This is a genomic window from Chitinimonas violaceus (genome assembly GCF_052601015.1).
The window spans coordinates 1-13,210 of sequence record NZ_JBQXDJ010000085.1; the positions used below are offsets into that span (position 1 = coordinate 1).

Consider the following 13,210-nt stretch of genomic DNA (forward strand, 5'->3'; position numbering starts at 1 on the left):
TATTTCGACCGCCTGGGAGTTCCAAGACTCGCCTAACCTCAACTTCTCGAACCGCCCGGTGCGGACCCGCATGCCGGGTGGTGTGGCAGGGGTCGGCCAAGTAATCTGGCCGCCCCTATGCCGATTGCCCTCTTGGCAACACGCTACGCACATTCCATTAAATTAGAAACCATCGCTCCCAAGCACACTGGCATCAGCTTATGTCTCGCCGCAAAACCCAACTGGCTGATCAGCTTCAACCACTTGCGCGTAAGTTACGCCAACCGCCTGCGCCCAGCCATCCTCCTGTCTCACACCTACCAGAAGACGATACGAGCCTGCTGCGCACAGCATTAATCGGTGTCGAACCTCTGCGCCATCCATTACCTTACCCACATCCCAAATCCAACATTCCACCATGGCCATTACAGCACCCCAAGGATGAAAATCCAGTCATTCACGATGCGATGAGCGACTTTTGGCCATGGGACCAAGCAAATAGCAGTGAAGCCCTGGCTCACCTTCGCCCCGGACAAAAACTGGATACGCTAAAGAAACTGCGTAAAGGCCATTGGCCCATACAAAAACAGCTTGATCTGCATTACATGACCAGCGACGAGGCGCGCACTGCCGTCGGCCGCTTTCTGCACCACTGTGTAAAGCAAGGTAAACGCTGTGTTCGTATCATTCATGGCAAGGGTTTGAGCTCAAAGGACCGCGAACCGGTACTGAAAAACAAGCTACGTAACTGGCTTATCCAAAGAGAGGAAGTTTTGGCTTTTTGTGAAGCCCCTATCTATGACGGGGGTGCCGGTGCTGTCTTGGTTCTGCTACACGGCCGACATCGAGATTGAAACCATTCACTGCGTACACAACAAACTGACCAGTTAGGCAGAAGCAATTACAAAGCGCATTTTCTGTTCCAAACACATCAAATACTTTTGTGCCTACCGGCCCCTACGGCTTGTGAGCCATGAACAGAGCGCGGACAATAGCACCCCAAACAAAAATGAAGCCTCACAGGGAGAAAACCATGTTGCTCGCTTTACGGGTTGAGGTGGATAGTCTTACCGCGGCCCGGGATACCCTGCCCCAGTTCCTGGATACCCTCACACGCATCCGCGCCAATGCCAGTTTCTTTATCAATATCGGTCCGGACCAAGCTGGTAAAGCCCGCGGGAAGCTGTTCCGAGTAGGTGAAAACAAGCAGCAGATCCACAACAACTTCAAACTCTCGGGCCCACATGGTTTGGCGCGGCTGTATGGTTACCTGCTACCCGCACCAAAGCTAATCAGCAGTGCAGCCAGCCAGTTGCAAGCCATCAAGGCAGCGGGATTTGAGACTGGCCTTTTGGCATGGGACCGGGTGAAGTGGATTCAAGGCATTGCAGATGCCGATGAAGCCTGGGTTAGGACAGAATTGCAGGCCGGCTGCGATGCCATGGAAAGTTTGTTTGGTGAACGACCATCAGGTTTGGCATTACCGGGGTGGCGTGGTAGCAAGGTTGCAATGCGCTTGGCTCAGCGCTTGGGATTCGTTTATGTCAGCGCCAGCCGTGGCAGCCAACCTCATCTGGCTGTGACCGATGGTGAACCCATCAGTCTGCCACAGCTTCCCACCAGCTTACCGACACTGTCTGAACTTATCGGCCTGGCCGGGCGCGATGAGCAAGGTGCTGCAGACTATCTGCTCCACCTCACCGCAGACGCCCCTGCCATTGGGCACGTATTTACGCTTAGCCTCAGCGCGGATGGTGGCAAACGCCTCCCCCTGTTACAACAGATCCTTACCGGATGGCAGGAACAAGGCTACGAACTGGTGTCACTGCAACATCTTCACCAGCATACTCATAACCATGTATTGCCCTGGCATAACACACAGCAAAGGGAGTGGCCAGCTTACGAAGGATTGTTAACCATCCAGGGACCAGCTTTCCCCAGCTAAGATTGGTAGCCCAGTCGTTATGGGCTCTTAATGCAAGATTCGCGGGACAGACAACACAAACTGCGCTATCTCAGCATCGAACGCATGGCCGTTTTCCGCCACAAAGTGATAACTACCTCGCATCGTGCCTACTTGTGACCCGAGCGCCACACCGCTGGTGTATTCAAAAGCCTGATCAGGCCGCAAGGTGGGCTGCTCACCCACCACACCTTGCCCGCGTACTTCCTGCACCTTGCCATCCGCTTCAGTAATCAACCAATGCCGTGTCAATAACTGCGCCGTTTCAGTACCTGTATTCACAATCGTAACGTGATAGGCAAATACGAAACGCGCCGCAGTCTCATCAGACTGTTCAGGCAGGTATTGCGTACGGACAGTAACAGTAATGTCGTACTTGCGAGATTCACCCATGAGCGCCGAGCAAAGTAATTGTAAGAGGCTACGATTACACGCGAATTTGTCCGATGTAACAAGCAAAGCTGGCATACGCAGACGAATTTCGCAGCAGTAGGTAAGCCTGGGGACGCAATCCGCTAAAATCACGCCATTCTCTTCCCCGGCAAACTCATCATGGCTCACCCAGGCTTTCGCATCGCCCCCTCTATTCTGTCCGCCAACTTCGCCAAACTGGGCGACGAAGTGCAAGCCGTTGTCGCCGCGGGCGCCGACATCATCCACTTCGATGTGATGGACAACCACTATGTACCCAATCTTACGATTGGCCCCCTGGTCTGCGAGGCGATCCGCCCCTGTACCGATGCGCTGATTGATGTCCATCTCATGGTTAAGCCCGTCGATACCATCATTCCTATGTTTGCCAAGGCGGGCGCCAACATCATCACCTTTCACCCAGAAGCCAGCGAACATGTCGACCGCAGCTTGGGCTTAATCAAGGAACAGGGGTGCAAAGCAGGTCTTGTATTCAACCCGGCTACGCCACTGTCGTACCTGGACTATGTGATGGACAAGGTGGACATGGTTCTGTTGATGTCGGTGAACCCTGGCTTTGGCGGTCAAAAATTCATCCCGGCAACCTTGGATAAACTGCGTGAAGCGCGTCGTCGGATCGATGCCTATACCGCTAAAACCGGCAAAGAAATCTGGCTGGAAATCGATGGTGGGGTAAAGGTGGACAATATCGCCGAGATCGCCCGGGCAGGTGCAGATACCTTTGTTGCCGGCTCCGCCATCTACAACACGCCGGATTACAAGGCCACTATCGATGCGATGCGCGCCGAGTTAGCAAAGGTATAAACCCGTTCACGATCTTACTGCGCAGCTGTGATCAGGGCTTATGTTCTGCTCAAAATCCCTGCAAAGGGGATGCTGAAACACTGGGAATTTCAATTTAGAGAACCCAATACATGGCAAACCATTGCTATATCGTCACCGGCGCAGGTCGTGGTCTAGGACTGGGTCTTGCCCGCGCCATTGCTGCCAAAGGCGCCCACCTGGTTGCATTGGGTCGGCAAAAAACCACAGAACTCGACAACCTGGGCAGCAACCTGCCCGGCTACCGTTTTGTACCGATTGATCTGGCGGACAGTGACCATGTCACAGAAACAGCCGAGGAAGTTTTCGGCTCCTTGGCCAGCCTCGATTGGGAAGGGGTATATCTCATCAATAATGCTGGGGTGGTCGAACCGATTGCCCCCGCTGGTCAGTACGCAGATACAACATTGCTCCACTGCCTCACTGTCAACCTCAGCGCTGCCTTACAGCTGAGCAATGCCTTTATTCGCCACTTCCAATCACGGACTTCGGACCGCCGCATCCTTAACATCAGTTCTGGCGCCGGTCGCAACCCATACCCCAGCTGGAGTGCCTACTGTACCAGCAAAGCAGGGCTGGACATGTACAGCCGCTGTACCGGCTTAGAGCAAGCACAGCATCCAAATGGCATCCGTATTGCATCGGTAGCACCCGGCATCATCGATACCGGTATGCAGGCAAGTATCCGCCTTGCCAGCGAAGCAGATTTTCCTATGGTCGAACAATTTCGCCGTTACAAGACAGAGGGGGAATTGATAGCGCCAGACTCCTGCGGGCAGGAGGTTATTACGCTGTTGCACAGTGAGCATGTAGGTTTTGGCAGTATCCTGAATATCCGAGACTACCGCTAGAAATCCGTTCAGATCTGCTGTGCATCTGCATGCCAGCCTCTGCGCTGAACTTCACCCAGCTGACGGCTGCTCGCGACAGATCGGGGCTCGGTTCTATGGCATGTTCATGACCTGCTGCGCAACCCCATTCAAGTACTAGCCCTCGCCCCATAATGAACTAATTCCAACTCTTTGCCTCTAATCAAGTCTTTTGCGTCCGATATGCCCATCAAAGCCATCGCCTTCGACCTCGACGGCACCTTGCTCGATACCATTACCGACCTTGCCGCAGCGGCGAACGCCATGCGACAGGATTTTGCATTGCCTCCACTACCGCAAGAAAGGCTGGAAAGCTTTGTCGGGGGCGGCATGGCCCAATTGGTGCATCGTGCACTCACGGACGATAGGGATGGCAAGGCATATCCTGAATTGCACGAAGCCGGAATCACCTCGTTTTGCCGTCATTACGATCAGCTATTGGCAATCAACACCCACCCCTATCCAGGCGTAATCGATGGTTTGCAAGCATTCAGGCAGATGGAGCTTTCGCTCGCCGTCGTCACCAATAAGCCTCATCGGTTCTCTGTGCCCTTACTCGAGCAAACCGGCTTGGCGTCTTATTTTGGGGTGATCCTGGGTGGCGACAGCCTCGCTGAAAAGAAACCACATCCCTTGCCGCTGTTGCATGTCTGCCGACAGTTCAGTTGTAAACCCGCAGAGCTGCTGATGATCGGCGATTCTCACTTTGATCGTGATGCTGCCGTAAATGCTGGCTCACCCTGTTTGTTGCTCACTTATGGCTACGAGGATGTGACGGGTCTAACTTGCCAAGGCCACATCAGCAGCCTTGTCGAGGCAGTTGAATTCGTGAAGAATGCGTTCTCCCTTTCGTAGTTCAGTTACATACTTAAAAAATACCATGATGATTTTTATCCAGCACAGCGGGCTGACTTGGCGATGGCGCTAATCGCGTCCTCCCGGTTTTTCATTCAACCCCTTTGCCAGGAAAGCTCGCCATGACCGAACTCGAATTCGACGCACTTGCGCGTCAAGGTTACAACCGTATCCCCGTCGTCCAGGAAGGCCTGGCCGACCTCTATACCCCCCTCTCAGTTTATCTGCGCCTTGCAGACGCACCGTACTCCTATCTGCTGGAATCAGTCGTTGGGGGCGAGCGTTTCGGCCGCTACAGCTTTATCGGCTTACCCGCCCGTACTGTATTGACGGTACGCGGTCAGCGCACCGAGGTCACCACCAATGGTGAAGTAGTCGAGACCCATGAAGGCGATCCACTCGCCTTCATCGCATCCTTCGAAAGCCGGTTCAAGGTGCCCCCACGGCTCAACCTGCCGCGCTTTGCCGGTGGTCTTGTCGGCTACTTTGGTTACGATACGATCCGGCTGATAGAAAAGAAGCTGGGACCATGTAATAAGCCCGATCCGATTGGCGCGCCAGACATTCAGCTGTTGTTGAGCGAAGAGATCGCCATCCTCGACAACCTCAGCGGCAAGCTTTACCTCGTGGTCTACGCCGATCCCAGCCAGCCTCACGCCTTTACCCGTGCGCATACCCGCCTGCACGACTTACGCCTGCAGCTGCGTGAACCTGTGCGTGCTATACGTACTGACCCCACCCCAACCACCACTGCCAAATCCGAATACGGCGAAGCCAACTTCAAAGCAGCAGTGGAAAAGGCCAAGGAATACATCGTCGACGGCGACATCATGCAGGTGGTGTTGAGCCAGCGTATGAGCATGCGCTTCGAGCAGTCACCGCTGACCCTGTACCGTGCCCTGCGATCGCTCAATCCATCGCCCTATATGTTCTATTACCATCTGGGCGATACACATATCGTTGGCGCCTCGCCGGAGATCCTGGTTCGCCACGAAGGCGGTACAGTCACCGTGCGGCCTATTGCCGGTACACGTCCACGTGGCAAGACCCGTGAAGAAGATCTGGCGCTCGAAGAAGAACTGCTGGCCGATCCGAAGGAAGTGGCCGAACATGTGATGTTGATGGATCTGGGCCGCAACGACATTGGCCGCGTCGCCAAGACAGGCTCGGTCAAAGTCACCGACGACCGCGTTATCGAACGTTACTCGCACGTGATGCACATCGTTTCCAGCGTGGAAGCTGCGCTCAAGCCCGGGATGAGCAACCTCGATATTCTGCGCGCCACCTTCCCTGCCGGTACGGTGTCCGGTGCACCCAAGGTACGTGCAATGCAGATCATCGATGAGATGGAGCCGACCAAACGCGGTATCTATTCCGGTGCGGTAGGGTACCTCGGCTTCAACGGTGATATGGATGTTGCCATTGCACTGCGTACTGCCGTAATCAAGGATAAAACGCTCTACGTACAGGCTGGTGCTGGCATCGTGGCCGATTCAGTCCCCAGCGCAGAATGGCAAGAGACTCAGAATAAAGCCCGCGCGGTACTTCGTGCCGCTGAAATGGCCCAAAAGGGATTAGACGCCTGAATAGAAAGGGGCTTGTACGAACAAGCCCCTTTTCGCACAACCCTACTCCGTCTATAAGGACCTTTTTACGATCTGTCACGAGCAACCGTCAGCGGGGTGCAGAGCAGTGCAGAAACCGGAATGTACTTAGGTGTACATGAGGCTGCAAACTTCTTGGTACGAAGTACGGTAGCAGTTCGGCGTCCCCCTTGCGAGGGTTTTCGAGCAGCACATAAGCCCCGATCACGGCTACGCAGCAAGATCGTAACAGGTTCTAAGTGCCTGTCTAATAGTCAGCTGCGCGCAGCAATATGGCGTGCAAACACCTTAGAGCCTGCCTATCACTGGGAGCAGAACCAAGGTGGCAGTGGCCTCAAGCTGGTATAGGTACATTGGCACAGAACAAAGATTCAGCAAGAGGCCACTAATCAAGTAGATCCTCATAATCCCGCTTAAGATATCCCGCCAAGTTATTCCACGGCAATGCTGCTCTTTCTGGGAAATTACCGGGGGTGAAGGTAGTTTTGCTGTACCGGCTGCCGTTGCTAGTACCGGTTTCAATAACCAGGGCGATTTCATTTTTTTCGTCCCACAGCACTTTTTCGAACACTCCCTTGCTACGACCCTCATACCACACGGTGCCGACTTGGGCTGCTCGTTTGCTCCGCTGCATCTGCTTGAACTGCGCCGGATTCACCAATGACCAGTTACCCTCCCAGGAGCCATCGAATCCCACCGTGCTGTATTCACGTGGTTGAGTCAGATAAATGATTTTTTCCGTAGTCCGCACAAAGCTCAGCGCAACTCCCCCTTTGGTATCGCGTGTAATGAGCTTGCCTGCGGTAGCGAGGGAATGACTGTGCTTGTCGTCTTCACCGTGCTGATGGGCTTGTGCATTGGCTGGCATAATGCGCTCGGTCCAAATATGGTCGGCACTGCGGACAAAGCGCTCTCGAAAATGGCTCTGCTTGGTAATACCATCGCTGCTTACCATGCGGGATTCGTAGTTAAGCGTGCCTGCTATATCCGTGGCAGCCAGAGTGGGTAATGCCGCCACTAACAAAACGGTAACCACGGTTTTCATTATCAAATACATCCAGCATTTCTCCACAAGGTCATGGTGACTGCCACCCAACCACCATGACCACTATCCATCCAACCGTTACAAACCCGCAGCGGCCCTAACCAGACCAAACACTTTGGTGTTATCCAACGTCCCTTTGAACGGAGCTTTGCCAGCACCGGCAGCAAACAGCTTCACGTCACCACCGCCATGGGTTTCACCCGACAGCCGCACGCCGGTTTCCTGCATATAGTCATCGTGCAGGGCTTGGCTGGCATTCGCGTTACCCGATGCGATCGAGGTGCGGACATCGGGGCGATTCGGTCCATTGCCAAAAACCAGCGTGGTATAGGTATTGCCATCGGCATCCAACGCGGGCTGGCCATCCTTGTAGCTACGTGCGATATCCAGGATGGGGTTGCCGATTTTGGCATAGCCGTTGATGGTCATCGTGTGGTCATGGTCGGCTGTCACCACAATCAGCGTGTTGCTCAGGTCCACCTTGGCCATTGCGGTCTTGATGGCATTGTCAAAAGCTATCGTGTCCTCCATCACACGCTTGGCGTTAGTACCGTGCAGCGCATGGTCAATACGGCCGCCTTCCACCATCAACACATATCCGTTCGGGTTCTTCGATAGGACTTCGATCGCCTTTACCGTCATCTCACTCAAGCTGGGTTGGTCCAAGGACTTCTGTACCCGGTCCAGTTCGTAATCCATATGGCTGGTGGTGAATAAGCCCAGCAGCTTGTTGGTGGTCTTGGTATCCAATGCTTTGAATGCGGTGCCGGTACTGACATAGGTGTAACCGCTGGCGACCATCTCAGCCGTCAGATCTCGGCCATCCGCCCGCTTACCGCCCGACATGGTCGTCGGTTGCCAGAAACGGCGGCCACCACCAAGCAATACATCCAATCCGCTGCCCAACTTGGTGTTAAACCCAGCACCACCCGGTACTGCCTGCACAGCAATATCAGCCTCTGCATCGCGATGACACGCATGCGCGTAAGTCGATGCCGGCGTGGCGTGGGTTACGCTGGTTGTCGTCACCGCGCCAATGGCCTTTCCTTTCGCCCTGGCGAGTTCCAGCAGCGTGTCAGCCGGTGCACCATTGGCCACACCGCAATTGCCGGTATAGGTCTTGCCATTAGGCTCGATCGCCTTGGTATCGGCCGACATCGAGATAACTTCGTTGTCCATCTTCACACCGGTCATATACGCGCCCATGGACGGCGCCGAGTCGGTCGTCTGGCCGTCTTTCGAGAAGGTCTTGATACGCGCGGTGCGATTGAGCGTATCCATGGTAAGACTGCCTGCTTCACCATACTTGTAGATACGTGCTGCGGTAATGGTAGTCGGCCCCATACCATCACCCAGGAAGAAGATAACGTTCTTGGCTTCACCAGCTGCGATGGCGGGTACTGTAAACGCCAGCAGGGCAACTGCAATCAGTGTCTGTTTCAACATGCGAAATCCTTTTTGGTCACAGGCCAACAGCGGTTTTGACTAGGCTAAACACCTGGGTGTTATCCAGCGTGCCGGTAAACTGACTCGACCCCAGCCCAACTGCGCCGATGAATACATCGGTACCACCATGGGTTTCGCCCCCCGCCCCCATCCGGACAACAGCTTCCTGGTGATAATTGCTGGCAAAGACGACCTCGTCGGTCAGATCGGCATGGTTGCTACGCTTGCCTGCCGGGCGATTCTCGCCATTACCAAAGCCGATAATGGTGTACGGCTTGCCGTCCAGATCCTTGGCGATACTGCCGTCGGTATAGTTGCGCAACAGACCCAATACGCCCGGATTCGTGGCTGTGGTCTTGCCAGTCCGCTTTGCGTAGCCATTCAGCACCAGCGTGTGGTCATGGTCCGCGGTCACGACGATCAGCGTGTTTTTCAGTTCCGGGTCGGTTTTCTTCACTTCGTCGATCGCCGCCTTGATGGCGGTGTCGAAAGCAACCGTGTCCTGCAGTGCCTTGCGGGCTGTTGTTTCGTGCAAGGCATGGTCGATGCGGCCGCCTTCAACCATCAGGAAATAGCCGTTTGGGTTCTTGCGTACCATTTGCAGCGCCTTCAATGTCATCTCAGCCAGGCTGGGTTCCTTGGCAGGATCACGCTCCAGGTCGTAACTCATGTGGCTGCTGCTGAAGAGCCCTATCAGCTTGCCAGTCTTGCCTACATCGACCGCGTCAAAATCAGCCTTGCTGGCCACATAGCTATACCCTTTGGCCTTCAATTCCGCAGTCAGATCGCGCCCATCGGCACGCTTGCCATTTGCACCCGCAGGCAGAAAGAATTGGCGTCCGCCTCCCAATAACACATCGACCCCATCGGCCAACTTAGTATTGAAGCCTGCTCCACCCGGTACGAACTGAGCGGCGATGTCGCTTTCGGCATCACGGTGGCAAGCATGGGCATACGTTGCAGCAGGTGTGGCATGCGTCACACGCGTGGTGGTGACCACCCCGGTACCTCGGCCAGCCGCCTTGGCAAGCTCAAGCAAGGTCGTGGCTGGCGCGCCATTACCAGCGCCACAGTTGCCGGTAAAGTCCGCCTTTGGGCTGATGGCATTCGTCTCAGCCGACATGGAGATGACTTCGTTGTTCATCTTTATACCGGTCATATAGGCCGACATCGATGGTGCGGAATCCGTTACTTGCGCGTCTTTCGAAAACGTCTTGATGAAACCCGTCTCCGGTAGCGTATCCATCGTCAGGTCACCATCCTCACCCACGGCATAGATGCGCGCGGCAGTCATGGTGTTCAGCCCCATGCCATCACCGAGGAAAAAGATGACGTTCTGCTGCGCAGGTTTGGCGGGTTCTGCAGACACATTATTCGAATTACAACCAGCAAGGGCGAGTGCAATTGCGCTGTTCAAAAGCACAAAGGCAAGGTTGAGTTTCATCGTGGTCTTCCGTCGTGGCGATCAATTGAATAGCGGCGATCATGACGAGGCAAGATTGCAAACTCAAGACGCCAAGATGACAGATAAGTCTCAAAAAGGTGATCGCCCAATAACGACAACGCTATCGCTTAAACGCAACATTGGGTAAATTGTGTGGGTTATTTATCACATCAGGACAAATGAGCATGACGCAACTCATCATCGAAGACATCAACACCGGTACCGGCGCAGAGGCAAAAGCGGGCCAGGAAGCCACCGTGCACTACACCGGGTGGCTGCTTGATGGTAAGAAATTCGATTCCAGCAAGGACCGCGGCATGCCCTTCAGCTTTCCACTTGGTGCGGGCCATGTCATCAAGGGATGGGACCAGGGCGTACAAGGCATGAAAGTGGGTGGCGTACGCAAGCTGACCATCCCTGCTGAACTGGGCTATGGCGCACGCGGCGCCGGCGGCGTGATTCCACCAAACGCCACCTTGGTATTCGAGGTTGAGCTGCTCGACCTACAGTAACGCTGCACCGTGGCGGCCAACGCGCTGCCATGCTTTCGGATTTCGCCCCCCGCCCAAAATAACAAGGAGACACCTTATGGCGGAAGTCGTCGACGAAAACATACCTCCCCCACTCAACCCCAAGGTACGTGACCTGCCGTGGTACACCCCCTTCCGTTGGCTCAAGCTGGCGGTAGGCGACATCCGCGCAACACCGACAGGGCTCCTGTTCTACGGCACAGCCTACGCTGCGATGGGGTGGGCCATCCGTAGCTTATTCGGCTATGCGCCCGAGCACACCATGACCCTTGTAACGGGTTTTCTACTGGCAGGGCCATTCATCTGCCTGGGTCTCTATGAAATCAGCCGTCGGCACGAGACCGTCGCCAAGGTCCGGCTCCTGCCAACGCTGACAGCACTACGGATCAACTTCGCTGGCATCAGCCTCTTCGCGATCATCCTGGCCTTGATTGTCGCAGGCTGGATGCGGGTTTCCGTCGTGGTGTTCGCGCTTTTCTTCACTGAGAATGTACCCGACCTCAGCCTGATACTGTCACCAGCCTTCCTCACCCAGCCGGATAACCTGACCTTCATGATCGTCTGGCTCGGCTCCGGTGCTTTCTTTGCATTGCTGACCTTCGCACTTTCCGTGGTGTCTATTCCCATCATGCTCGATCGCGATCGAGATACACTGACCGCCATGTTTGCCAGTGTAAAGGTCTGCCTGGTCAACCCGATATGCATGGCGACCTGGGGAGCGATTATCGTGGCGCTCGTTCTGCTTGGTTTTGCACTGTGGGGAGTTGGTGTGGCGGTTACCGTGCCACTGGTTGGGCATGCTACTTGGCATGCATACCGTGCGCTGATCGAATAGGAACCTGTTTACGATCTTAGGACCTGTTCAAAGTCTCGTGAGCTAGAGCGAGACAAGGCGAAAACAGCCGAGGAAGCGAAGTTTACAAGTGGTAAATGAGCATTTCGAGGATGTTTTCAACGCCGTATCGCTGACGCGCAGAAGACATTGAACAGGTTCTTACTGCACAGCATGTGCAGTACTTGGCCCCGTAGTGCTTCCTTCACTTCCGAAGATAATAGGGGACCATTTATCTTCAGGACAAATCAGTAGCGCATCGTTACCGCGCTGCTTTCTGCGCGTACATCAGGGCGTCCCCTTCAGCAAGGATCTCATCCAGACCGGCATGTTTTTTTGGATCAAGTTCGACAATGCCATAAGAGAATCTGACGGAGTAGGGCCGATTCGTCATTTGGCAATTCGTTTGGATTCGATCAGCCACCTTATGCATAAACCGCTCTGCATTCTCGCGATCAGTACTTATCACTAACGCAACAAACTCATCCCCACCCAGTCTCCCAATAAGATCCGATCCGCGGAATGCATTCTTCATTGCCGCAGCAAATTCCACCAACACACGGTCTCCTTCAGCATGACCATAGGTGTCATTAATCGGCTTGAATTTGTCCAGATCAATGAATACTAGGCATGTGGCAATCGCATGTTCTGTGCAGAATCTAAGGGCAGTGTTACCGAGTTGTAAGAAGCCTCGTCTGTTGGATATGTTCGTCAGCTCATCAATGGTAGATATCTTGAGCGTATTCAGCTCCTCAATCACCATATTGGCCAAGTCTTGCAGCAGCGATTCGTCTTCAGCGTTGAAACCGCGTGCCTTATCATCGATAACGCAAAGCGTGCCCACCTTTATGTCGTCAGCAAGGCGCAGTGGACACCCCGCGTAGAAGCGAATATTTGGATCGCTTACGACCAGAGGATTGTCGGCAAATCGATGGTCTTCCAGCGCGTTAGGAATGATAAAGACTTCGTCGCCCAGGATGGCATGGCCACAGAATGAAATGCTTCGTGGGGTTTCGGAGGCTAAAAGCCCGCAGCACGATTTGAACCATTGGCGATCCGCATCAACCAGGCTGACCAGCGCTATCGGTACATCAAACAAGCGCTTTGCCATCCGAGTCAGGCGGTCGAAGCGCTTTTCCGGGGGGTGTCAGGATTTCCGTGTTCAAGGCGGGTTTGAGATTCACACGGATGATCGAATAAACCGATCCGCGTAAAGAATAGCGAATTGGTTCATGGCCGTCTTCCAATCCTTGGCGGCATAGCCCCGGTAATCCCCCCGGAAAATAGGGGTGTGCAGAAGTAGAATTTTCTCGGATAGAGGGAGTTCTACAAAATGAAGAAATCGAGATTTTCGGACAGCCAAATCATCACCGTGCTTAAGGAGGCAGA

Annotated in this window: 13 protein-coding genes and 2 pseudogenes; 8 read left to right on the forward strand and 7 right to left on the reverse strand. The window is 54.4% G+C overall.

From position 1 onward, the window contains the following. The first annotated feature begins 200 nt into the window (after positions 1–200). A complete protein-coding gene (locus tag ACUHMQ_RS18495) occupies positions 201–833 on the forward strand; it encodes a Smr/MutS family protein (RefSeq protein WP_445296936.1) in 633 nt (210 codons plus the stop codon). A 179-nt stretch (positions 834–1,012) separates the two neighbouring features. After that, positions 1,013–1,924: a polysaccharide deacetylase family protein gene (locus tag ACUHMQ_RS18500; RefSeq protein WP_445296937.1), complete on the forward strand. Its 912-nt coding sequence runs from the start codon at positions 1,013–1,015 to the stop codon at positions 1,922–1,924. A gap of 27 nt (positions 1,925–1,951) precedes the next feature. On the opposite strand, the gene apaG is transcribed toward ACUHMQ_RS18500, so the two are convergent. Further along, positions 1,952–2,335: a Co2+/Mg2+ efflux facilitator ApaG/CorD gene (gene apaG / locus ACUHMQ_RS18505; RefSeq protein WP_445296938.1), complete on the reverse strand. Its 384-nt coding sequence runs from the start codon at positions 2,333–2,335 to the stop codon at positions 1,952–1,954. A 159-nt stretch (positions 2,336–2,494) separates the two neighbouring features. Between apaG and rpe the strand changes: the two genes are divergently transcribed. The 4 genes from rpe to trpE all read left to right on the forward strand — a co-directional run bounded on the left by rpe (position 2,495) and on the right by trpE (position 6,506). Further along, positions 2,495–3,178 (forward strand): ribulose-phosphate 3-epimerase, encoded by a 684-nt coding sequence (gene rpe, locus ACUHMQ_RS18510; RefSeq protein WP_445296939.1) that lies wholly within the window; start codon positions 2,495–2,497, stop codon positions 3,176–3,178. A 110-nt stretch (positions 3,179–3,288) separates the two neighbouring features. Then, the gene (locus ACUHMQ_RS18515) at positions 3,289–4,047 is read left to right on the forward strand and encodes an SDR family NAD(P)-dependent oxidoreductase (RefSeq protein ID WP_445296940.1); all 759 of its coding nucleotides are present in this window, start codon (positions 3,289–3,291) and stop codon (positions 4,045–4,047) included. A gap of 201 nt (positions 4,048–4,248) precedes the next feature. Further along, positions 4,249–4,920 carry a phosphoglycolate phosphatase gene (locus tag ACUHMQ_RS18520; protein WP_445296941.1) on the forward strand — a complete coding sequence of 224 codons (672 nt, stop codon included), beginning with the start codon at positions 4,249–4,251 and terminating at the stop codon, positions 4,918–4,920. A gap of 122 nt (positions 4,921–5,042) precedes the next feature. Further along, positions 5,043–6,506, forward strand: coding sequence for an anthranilate synthase component I (gene trpE, locus ACUHMQ_RS18525; protein WP_445296942.1), 1,464 nt, complete (start codon positions 5,043–5,045; stop codon positions 6,504–6,506). A 403-nt stretch (positions 6,507–6,909) separates the two neighbouring features. Here the strand turns inward: trpE and ACUHMQ_RS18530 are convergent, their stop codons facing one another. The 3 genes from ACUHMQ_RS18530 to ACUHMQ_RS18540 all read right to left on the reverse strand — a co-directional run bounded on the left by ACUHMQ_RS18530 (position 6,910) and on the right by ACUHMQ_RS18540 (position 10,459). Further along, on the reverse strand, positions 6,910–7,581 hold the full coding sequence (locus ACUHMQ_RS18530) for a hypothetical protein (RefSeq protein ID WP_445296943.1): 672 nt from the start codon (positions 7,579–7,581) through the stop codon (positions 6,910–6,912). Positions 7,582–7,647: 66 nt separating this feature from the next. Continuing rightward, complete coding sequence (locus ACUHMQ_RS18535; protein ID WP_445296944.1) at positions 7,648–9,015, reverse strand: alkaline phosphatase; 1,368 nt, start codon at positions 9,013–9,015, stop codon at positions 7,648–7,650. Between the two features lie 16 nt (positions 9,016–9,031). Beyond that, positions 9,032–10,459, reverse strand: a complete 1,428-nt coding sequence (locus tag ACUHMQ_RS18540) for an alkaline phosphatase (protein WP_445296945.1) — start codon at positions 10,457–10,459, stop codon at positions 9,032–9,034. A gap of 185 nt (positions 10,460–10,644) precedes the next feature. Between ACUHMQ_RS18540 and ACUHMQ_RS18545 the strand changes: the two genes are divergently transcribed. Then, a complete protein-coding gene (locus ACUHMQ_RS18545) occupies positions 10,645–10,971 on the forward strand; it encodes an FKBP-type peptidyl-prolyl cis-trans isomerase (RefSeq protein WP_445296946.1) in 327 nt (108 codons plus the stop codon). Positions 10,972–11,047: 76 nt separating this feature from the next. Beyond that, positions 11,048–11,824, forward strand: coding sequence for a DUF2189 domain-containing protein (locus ACUHMQ_RS18550; RefSeq protein WP_445296947.1), 777 nt, complete (start codon positions 11,048–11,050; stop codon positions 11,822–11,824). 259 nt (positions 11,825–12,083) lie between these two features. On the opposite strand, the gene ACUHMQ_RS18555 is transcribed toward ACUHMQ_RS18550, so the two are convergent. From ACUHMQ_RS18555 to ACUHMQ_RS18565, 3 genes and pseudogenes are all read right to left on the reverse strand, one after another. Further along, positions 12,084–12,584, reverse strand: a complete 501-nt coding sequence (locus ACUHMQ_RS18555; RefSeq protein WP_445296948.1) for a GGDEF domain-containing protein — start codon at positions 12,582–12,584, stop codon at positions 12,084–12,086. Between the two features lie 6 nt (positions 12,585–12,590). Continuing rightward, positions 12,591–12,950 (reverse strand): annotated as a pseudogene (locus tag ACUHMQ_RS18560) (GAF domain-containing protein); the annotation flags it as partial. 51 nt (positions 12,951–13,001) lie between these two features. Beyond that, a pseudogene (locus tag ACUHMQ_RS18565) lies at positions 13,002–13,210 on the reverse strand (hypothetical protein); the annotation flags it as partial.

Bases quoted from the DNA above. Each gene is read 5' to 3' on its own strand.
- trpE (WP_445296942.1), top strand. From the start codon at position 5,043: ATGACCGAACTCGAATTCGACGCACTTGCGCGTCAAGGTTACAACCGT.
- rpe (WP_445296939.1), top strand. From the start codon at position 2,495: ATGGCTCACCCAGGCTTTCGCATCGCCCCCTCTATTCTGTCCGCCAAC.
- ACUHMQ_RS18550 (WP_445296947.1), top strand. From the start codon at position 11,048: ATGGCGGAAGTCGTCGACGAAAACATACCTCCCCCACTCAACCCCAAG.
- ACUHMQ_RS18495 (WP_445296936.1), top strand. From the start codon at position 201: ATGTCTCGCCGCAAAACCCAACTGGCTGATCAGCTTCAACCACTTGCG.
- ACUHMQ_RS18535 (WP_445296944.1), bottom strand. From the start codon at position 9,015: ATGTTGAAACAGACACTGATTGCAGTTGCCCTGCTGGCGTTTACAGTA.
- ACUHMQ_RS18555 (WP_445296948.1), bottom strand. From the start codon at position 12,584: ATGGTGATTGAGGAGCTGAATACGCTCAAGATATCTACCATTGATGAG.
- ACUHMQ_RS18520 (WP_445296941.1), top strand. From the start codon at position 4,249: ATGCCCATCAAAGCCATCGCCTTCGACCTCGACGGCACCTTGCTCGAT.
- ACUHMQ_RS18515 (WP_445296940.1), top strand. From the start codon at position 3,289: ATGGCAAACCATTGCTATATCGTCACCGGCGCAGGTCGTGGTCTAGGA.
- ACUHMQ_RS18500 (WP_445296937.1), top strand. From the start codon at position 1,013: ATGTTGCTCGCTTTACGGGTTGAGGTGGATAGTCTTACCGCGGCCCGG.
- ACUHMQ_RS18530 (WP_445296943.1), bottom strand. From the start codon at position 7,581: ATGTATTTGATAATGAAAACCGTGGTTACCGTTTTGTTAGTGGCGGCA.
- ACUHMQ_RS18545 (WP_445296946.1), top strand. From the start codon at position 10,645: ATGACGCAACTCATCATCGAAGACATCAACACCGGTACCGGCGCAGAG.
- apaG (WP_445296938.1), bottom strand. From the start codon at position 2,335: ATGGGTGAATCTCGCAAGTACGACATTACTGTTACTGTCCGTACGCAA.
- ACUHMQ_RS18540 (WP_445296945.1), bottom strand. From the start codon at position 10,459: ATGAAACTCAACCTTGCCTTTGTGCTTTTGAACAGCGCAATTGCACTC.